The sequence below is a fragment of the Microbacterium sp. genome (genome assembly GCF_039812165.1).
In the GTDB taxonomy this organism is placed as follows: domain Bacteria; phylum Actinomycetota; class Actinomycetes; order Actinomycetales; family Microbacteriaceae; genus Microbacterium.
On the sequence record NZ_JBDIAB010000175.1, the window covers coordinates 1 to 6,036 of the forward strand.

At 64.2% G+C, this 6,036-nt stretch carries 5 protein-coding genes; 1 reads left to right on the plus strand and 4 read right to left on the minus strand.

Annotation, left to right across the window (positions count from 1 at the left end; translation table 11 throughout):
• Nucleotides 1-307 (plus strand): glycosyltransferase (locus WML84_RS12025; protein ID WP_347346383.1); only part of this gene is annotated, 307 nt, incomplete at its 5' end.
• Here WML84_RS12025 and WML84_RS12030 read toward each other — a convergent pair.
• The 4 genes from WML84_RS12030 to WML84_RS12045 all read right to left on the minus strand — a co-directional run.
• Nucleotides 308-1,531 carry an ABC transporter ATP-binding protein gene (locus WML84_RS12030; protein WP_347346384.1) on the minus strand — a complete coding sequence of 408 codons (1,224 nt, stop codon included), beginning with the start codon at nt 1,529-1,531 and terminating at the stop codon, nt 308-310.
• Nucleotides 1,532-1,536: 5 nt separating this feature from the next.
• Entirely contained in the window at nt 1,537-2,397 is an 861-nt protein-coding gene (locus WML84_RS12035; RefSeq protein ID WP_347346385.1) for an ABC transporter permease, read from the minus strand.
• A 169-nt stretch (nt 2,398-2,566) separates the two neighbouring features.
• A complete protein-coding gene (locus WML84_RS12040) occupies nt 2,567-4,504 on the minus strand; it encodes a rhamnan synthesis F family protein (RefSeq protein ID WP_347346386.1) in 1,938 nt (645 codons plus the stop codon).
• Nucleotides 4,501-6,036: rhamnan synthesis F family protein (locus WML84_RS12045; RefSeq protein ID WP_347346387.1), on the minus strand; the 1,536-nt coding region annotated here is incomplete at its 5' end. The genes WML84_RS12045 and WML84_RS12040, both read right to left, overlap by 4 nt.

Sequence of the window (6,036 nt, forward strand, 5' to 3'; positions counted from 1 at the left end):
GATGCGGCGAGAGGGTTTCGTCTCGAACCGGTTGTTCGACGTCGTCGCTGCAGGCGGACGTGCGATCTCCGACGACGTCGCCGGGATCGAGGAGATCTTCGGCGAAGCCGTGCGCACCTTCACCGACACCGACGAGCTCATCTCGATGCTGCAAGGGGACCTTGTGGCACTGTTCGGACCAGCAGACGAGATGGTCGCCCGTGGAGACAGAATCCGCCAAGAGCATTCGTTCGACGCGCGCGCGCACACCCTGATCGCTGCGGTCATGCGGCGTGCGGCTCAGTCCGTAGCCGGCGGACCGCCCTGATCAGTATTCGGGGCCGGAAGTCGCGCGCAACGAGACCGTCGCTGCGACCGGTCCGATCGTCGCCTCACTCCCTTCGACGACGAAGGCCGCGGCCCGCGACACGGCGTGCGAGCTGGGCACGCTGACACCAGCGACGTTGGCGTTGACGAAGTATTCGCCGGGACCGAGCCCCACATTGTCGAGAATGAACCGGATCACGGCGCCGTCTTCGATCGGGTCGAGTGTTACCGCGAGGACATCCGTGTTCGAAGCCAGGGCGAGGTGACCGTGCATCGTGTTGATGCTGAACCCGACTGCCCATCGTTCGACGGGAGCGAGCGCACGGACGTGGATGCGGAGCTCGATGGTCTCCCCCACGCCGTACCTCGTCGATGACGATCCCTCGGCATCGACGAGCTCGATGCTCGAGATCTCGAGGCTGTGGCCGGCACGCGCTGACTGCTCGCCCCGCGTGCCCTCGCCGCTCCGAAGCAGCTCCCTGAATCGCCCGATCGCCGCCTTGGGCGGTCCGTCGAGGATCACCTGACCCCGGTTGAGCAATACCACTCGGTCGCACAGCGACTCGATCTGATCCAGGGCGTGGCTCACGATGATGATCGTGCGGCCCTGCTCCTGGAACTCCTTGATCTTGTCCAAGCACTTCCTCTGAAACTGCTCGTCGCCGACGGCCAGAACCTCGTCGACGAGCAGGATGTCGGGGTCCGTGTGGACGGCGACAGCGAAGGCGAGCCGGACGTACATGCCTGACGAGTAGAACTTGACCTGCGTGTCGACGAAATCGCCGACGCCGGAGAACTCGAGGATCGCATCGAAGCGCGACTCGGTCTCGGCGCGGCTGAGCCCCAGCACAGCGGCGTTCAGGAACACATTCTCGCGTCCGGTGAGATCGGGGTGGAATCCGGCACCCAGCTCGAGCAGGGCCGCAACTCGGCCGCGCTGTCGCACCTCTCCCGTCGTGGGGAGAATGATGCCGCCGATGACCTTCAGGAGCGTGCTCTTGCCCGACCCGTTGTGGCCTATCAGCCCGATCGTGCTGCCGGCGAACACTTCGATGCTGACATCGCTCAGCGCCCAGTAGTCCTGCCGATGACGACGGCCAGCACGTCCCAGCGTGACGATCCGCTCCTTGAGAGAAGTGTCCTTCCGCACTGTGAAGCGTTTCGAGACCCCCTCCGCCGAGATGACGGCCGGGGGCGCGAGAGCGTCGAGCGAGGGATTGGGCATCGACTTCAGAGCTCCTGCGCGAAGTTTCCCTGCAGACGCAGGAAGACGCGATGACTTGCCAGCAACAGCACGAGCCCGATCACGAGGGCGATCGAGATGCGGAGCAGCAAATGGTCGGGCCGGGCAAGATCCTCGCCGGCCAGCCAGAAGGCCTCCTGGAAACCGAGGATCGCGAGGGTGAGCGGGTTGTTCGTGTACAACTCGAGCAGGACCGGATTCTGAACGAGATCCTTCACCATCTGCCACGAGTACACGACAGGCGAAGCCCAGAACAGCAGCATCGTGAACACCTCCGCGAGGTACTGCATGTCACGCAGGTAGACATTCAGGGCGCCGAAGAACAGCGCGAACGCGAATCCGTAGACCACGACAAGGGCGAGTGCTGGGATCGCGTAGAGAATCCCCCAATGCAACGGTGGATGGCCCGATGCGATCGTGGCCGCAAGGAGGACGCACAGCTGAATGAAGAAGTTGAACAGCGCCGAGCCGACGCTCGCGAGCGGGAACACCTCGCGGGGGACGTAGACCTTCTTGACCAGCCCCGCGTTCGCGAGGATAGAGCCGGTGCCGCCGACGGCGATCTCGGTGAACAGCCCCATGGCCGTGAGACCCGTGAAGATGTAGACGGCGAAGTCGGGGATGCCGCGTGCTGCGCCGAGGAACTGGCCGAGCACGATGAAGTAGATGAGCAACTGGACGAGCGGCCGCGCCAGCGACCAAAGGAACCCGAGCGCAGAGTCCTTGTACTTCGACTTCAGGTCCCGCTTGATGAGCAGTCCCAGCATCTCACGCTGATCGACGACGTCCTTCACGGACGCGGCGATGCCGCGCGGCGTGAACCGATGCAGCCCACCGATTGGCTGCATCGGGAGCCCGGAGAGTCGCTGAAAGCGCGCCGCGACATCGGACTCATGGGGCGCGGGCATAAGGGGAATCCTATCCTGGAGGGACTGGGGAGCCGCCCACGTCAGTGACGCGGGGCACTCGTCGGGAAGGCCAGTCGCGTGCTCGCCGGCGCCTCGGCGCCGGTATGGACTAGCGCTTGCGCCAGTGGGCAGGATGTCGGAGACGCCACAAGGCGCCCCGAACCCGTGTCGTTCGTTCGTACGCACGTAGCAAGGCCTGCTCCGAGCCCGGCCGACGGCTGTAGAGGTACATCGCAACGAAGTCGACGGCCCTCACGGTGCCCATCTTCCCCAGTCGCTTGATCAGGTTGACCTGCTCCATCGACGAGCCGGGGATCGTCGCCGACATCTGATCGAAGTTGTAGCTCATCATCGAGTGACTGACCGACATGTACTCAGGAGCCGCGATCGTCCGTGAGTGGTAGCCGAGTTCTGCTGCGGCGTACACAGGCATCCGCTCGAGGATATGAGCGAGACCTCCGTCCTGGTACGCCTCATGCCCGCCGAAGTCCTCGTACTTCCAAGGATGCTCGGCGAGAAGTCTCAGTGCCTCGGGGCGAGCGAAGTACATCGATCCGAAGGGGGCAAGCGGGGAGTCCTCGTCGACGGGCACACGGATCCCGAGCTCGTCGTGCAGTCGGATGAACCCCTCGCGGTTCGCCCACCATGCCCTTCCCAATGTCGGATGCCCGAGATGGACCATCGGCGGGAAGGCGAGACCGAGGCCGCGCTCACGCTGGAAGAGCGCCACGACGTTCGCCGCATATCCGGGGCTGTAGAGCAGGTTGTCGAACTGCTGGAGTTTGAAGTGCTCGCCGATCGTCGGGAAGGACTGCGGCGTCTTCTTGGAGTGGATCTTCACGATCAGGTCGTAGTCGCCACTGAGCAGCACGTCGCGGCATCCCACAAGAAAAGCGCCCTGATCCCGGCCGTTGTTGGACTCCAGTACGCGCACCTCGACGGATCCGCGTAGCACGCGGGTGTCGAGATTCGTGCGAATCTGCTGTGCCCGATCAGACTCGGGCGTCGTGATGAGCAAGTCGTACCGGCCTGGGAGATGGTCGGCGCGATCGAGCATCTCATCGACCATCTCCGGATAGAAGATGTGGGCGATGACCAGCGTGCGCAGCGGGCGCTCGGGATCGTAAGACTCCTCGTCCGCGGAGAGCACCGAGACGAGCGCAGCGTCCGCATTGAGAACCCGCGGCTCGACGTTCCGCGCGAGATCGGCATAGATCAGATCGAGCGGGTACCCGTAGTGCGCCGCAGTGTCCAGTGTCCATCGGCCGACGACGCCCAGGCTGTCCAGATATGTCGGCCACTCGAAGAACGGGCGCCGCTTGAGCGTCGGACATCCAGCGTCGAGAAGCTGGCGCGCGGCGACGAGCGGATAGTTCATGGCGAGATCGGTGATCAATGGGAAGGCCACCTCGCCGGAGAACCCGAGCGAAACGAACCTCTCGGTGAAAGCGCCCTCATGCTTCACCACCGCATCGGCATACTCCGGCAGCTCGGGGAGGTCGCGCCAATACTCACGCCACTCATCCGAGAGGAACATCGCGCGCCGGACGGCGATCCAGTAGGACTGGACATGGTAGGGCAGGTATCCGGTCTGGGTGAACGGATTCGGCTCGAGACGAGGATGGTCGGTCAGCCCCCAGAAGTGGATATCCTGCCCGTTCATCCGGTCGAAGACATCGTCGAAGGGACGCACCGGGCCGTACCAGGTGTCATTCGCGAGCACGATCTCGTCGAACTCCGCGATTCGGTCGGCCATCTGCTCGAGACCGAACTTGTAGCCCCAGATGTCGAAGCCGCTGTTCTCGCGTTCGACGACCTCGTCGCACACCGAGTCCAGTTTCTGCCGCCCGGCAGCGGTGAGCTTCCCATTCACCACGGCGATGATGTGCTGGTGCTGACGTCGTAGCTCCCGGAGCGCATAGGGGATGTAGTCCTCTACTTCGCCGCGGCGATCGTAGACCACGTAGATCAGAAGCCTCCTGCCGTCCGCAGGAAAGCTCGAGGCGGCCCGTGGCTGCGCAGGGATCAGTTCATCCGTCTTCGTCATCTCTGCCTCTTCGATCGGAACGACCCCACGGCCGAACGCACACCGCCACGAAACGATCCGAGCCATGAGGCGGCGATACCCGCCGATCGAAATGCCGGTCGCAGCAGTTGCGCGATGAACGGAAAGTGCAGGTTGAGGTACATGCGGGTCAGACTCACGGGGCCACCACGTCCCATCGAACCCATTCTGCGGAGGAAGTGGATCTGCTCCGCCGGGTACCCGGGGGCCGTGCTCGACAACTGATCCGCTTTGAACTCCATCGCAGAGAAGCTGATCTCCGCGTGCTCATGGTTCAGCACGGTGCGACAGTGGTAGCCCGTCTCCGCGGCAGCCAGCGGGATGATCCGCTCCTGCAGTCGGGAGAGCTCTGCGTGCCCGCCTCGACGCGAAAGGCCGTAGTCGCGAGCGTTCCAAGCACGCTCAGCCATGAGTCGCAACGCCTGTGGACGGCCCAACCACATGCCTCCGAACGGCGCGAGCGGTGAGACCTCGTCAAGCGGTACGCGGATCCCCAGCTCTCGGCACACAGACTTTGCGGCGTCGCGATACGAGCCCCAACCACGACCCATGATCCGGTAACCCACATGGATCATCGGCGGGAACACGAGCCCGAGTCCCTTCTCGTTCTCGAAAAGGCGCAGCAGGCCGATCACGTAGCCGGGACTGCTCAGCAGGTTGTCCAGCTGGTAGCGGCGCGCATACTCGGCGACATTGATGGGTTTGTGGCCCGACTGTCGTCCATGCAGACGCATGATGAGGTCATAGTCATCGCCGAGCAGGATATCGCGACAGCCCACGAGCAGCGCGCCCATGTCGCGGCCTCCGGGCACCCAGGCGACCCGTACCTCGACGCGCTGACAGAGCGCGGGTTTGGCGCGCTCGAGGAGCTTGCGGATGCGCGCCGCCTTGATGCCGTCGGTGGTCGTGATGACCAGGTCGTAGGCCTGCGGGAGGTTCTGGAGCCTATCGAGGAGCTCGTCGACGAAACCCAGACCTGGAAGGTGCACCACGACGCAGACGCGCTGGACCTCCTCGAGGGTGACGTCGGTTCGATCCGGAAGGATCTCGAGCATCCCTGCCGAGGCGTTGAGGGCTCGTGGCGGTGTCGTGCGCACCACGCTGCTCCACAAGAGGTCGATGGGATAGCCCACTTCCTCGATGCGCTTGAGCACCGGACGGAGAATCACAGCGAACTGGTCGAGGGCCGGAGGGAACTGATCGAAGAGACCACGCACCAGCACGGGGCATCCGGCCTCGATGAGCTTTCCCGGGGCGAAGAGCCCGGGATTGTGGCGCGCCGCGCCTTCGAAGTCGAAGGCGACCGCCGCTCGGGCGCCACGCGAGCGGAAGTGATCGGCGAATCCGGTATCGAGGTGGCCACGATCGGCGGACCAGTATCGTGCCCATTCGTCGCTCTCGATGAGCGACCGGCGTGCCACGGTCCAGATCCAGGGCCGATGACGAATAGGGAACCCTTCCAATCCGTAGTCGTTGGGGTGTCGGTCGTCGTTGCGGATCAGCTCCCAGAAATC

Excerpts from the sequence above, each read along its gene's own strand:
- WML84_RS12030 (WP_347346384.1), bottom strand. The coding sequence starts at position 1,531 with ATGCCCAATCCCTCGCTCGACGCTCTCGCGCCCCCGGCCGTCATCTCG.
- WML84_RS12035 (WP_347346385.1), bottom strand. The coding sequence starts at position 2,397 with ATGCAGCCAATCGGTGGGCTGCATCGGTTCACGCCGCGCGGCATCGCC.
- WML84_RS12040 (WP_347346386.1), bottom strand. The coding sequence starts at position 4,504 with ATGACGAAGACGGATGAACTGATCCCTGCGCAGCCACGGGCCGCCTCG.